Source organism: Microcystis sp. LE19-10.1B (genome assembly GCF_027530565.1).
Lineage (GTDB): Bacteria > Cyanobacteriota > Cyanobacteriia > Cyanobacteriales > Microcystaceae > Microcystis > Microcystis aeruginosa.
Map to the genome: position 1 here is coordinate 1 of NZ_JAPZQM010000123.1, position 1,205 is coordinate 1,205.

A 1,205-nucleotide genomic window follows, 5' to 3' on the forward strand; every position below is an offset into this window, starting at 1 on the left:
TATCTCTTATCTTGACCAGATGGATTGACTTCAAGGGGTGACAAAACTTAAGCACTACTCGAACATCTCGACGCTAGATGTTAAGTCTGATTGCCCAGCCATTCTCAACAAGCACTGTTTATTGAGAATGACCGGGGGAACTCTGAAATTTTCGGCTTTGTTGCCGGCAGCTTGCCGCCAACTCACTCCTCTAGATAAGTATTTTGACTCAGGCATCTTCCTCTTTTGAGACGTTGTGACACTTAGGGTGCGGAATGTGGGTTATATAAGAGCGATCAATCTTTGTGTCCTTTGTGTCTTTGTGGTTTGCTCCACTCGCTCGTCACCAGGACTGTATCTTAGACCTACCAAACCTAAGAGAGCGAAATTTATTTTATTATAAATATATGTGTACCGCAACGCAGAAACCCGCAGGATCGCTTTCTAGTTTTTCCTATTTTATCAATACACTTCATCATCAGTACCAATGTCAAGTAAAATGATAACTTCTTCCTGGGTGTCTGGCTCAATTTCTATAGAAAAAATAATCCGGCAATCATAACCACAAGAACAAGCTTTAAGTCCCGATAATTCCCCTCTTAATGAATGAGTTCCCAAGCTCAAAAAATAAATATCTTCCCTCATTTGTGCCAATGTCTTCTCAATCGCTTTCTGTCGTTGAGGATTTCTGAGAACAAACTTACGGAAAGTCCGCTTAAATTTAGGCGTTAAAACCAGTTCTCTCATAATATCTATTCTAAAGTTTCTCTCAATTCTCTCAGAACAATTTCTAGGGGTTGAGGTTTAAATTCTCCTTGATGAAAAGCATTAATTGACTCCCTAGCATCTCTGGCAATTTCTTGACGGCGAATATCAAGTAAACGATTTTGTAAAATTTCTAATAACATTTCCTGTTGTTCTAAAGATAGTTGCTCAACAGTATTTAAAGCTTGTTCTAAACTGATCATAATTTAACCTCAAAAAACCACCTTATATTCTAACAACAAAAAAGCACCCCCTCGCGGGAGTGCCTTTTCGTTCAGACTAGGAATTAACCATTGATAGCGGGAGCAATCAGAGCTACGGGAGCCTGTTCACCACTAGCCAAGTCTAAGGGGAAGTTGTGTGCATTACGCTCGTGCATTACTTCCATACCGATACCAGCGCGGTTTAACACATCGGCCCAAGTACCGATTACACGACCTTGAGAATCGAGAATCGACTGG

3 protein-coding genes are annotated in these 1,205 nt (G+C 40.6%); all 3 read right to left on the reverse strand.

Annotation, left to right across the window (positions count from 1 at the left end):
• Window positions 1-54: 54 nt before the first annotated feature.
• Window positions 55-216 (reverse strand): hypothetical protein, encoded by a 162-nt coding sequence (locus O9332_RS04465; RefSeq protein WP_288023870.1) that lies wholly within the window; start codon window positions 214-216, stop codon window positions 55-57.
• A gap of 225 nt (window positions 217-441) precedes the next feature.
• Window positions 442-726 carry a type II toxin-antitoxin system RelE/ParE family toxin gene (locus O9332_RS04470; RefSeq protein WP_002764224.1) on the reverse strand — a complete coding sequence of 95 codons (285 nt, stop codon included), beginning with the start codon at window positions 724-726 and terminating at the stop codon, window positions 442-444.
• Window positions 727-731: 5 nt separating this feature from the next.
• Window positions 732-947, reverse strand: a complete 216-nt coding sequence (locus O9332_RS04475; protein WP_061430354.1) for a hypothetical protein — start codon at window positions 945-947, stop codon at window positions 732-734.
• Window positions 948-1,205 lie beyond the last annotated feature (258 nt).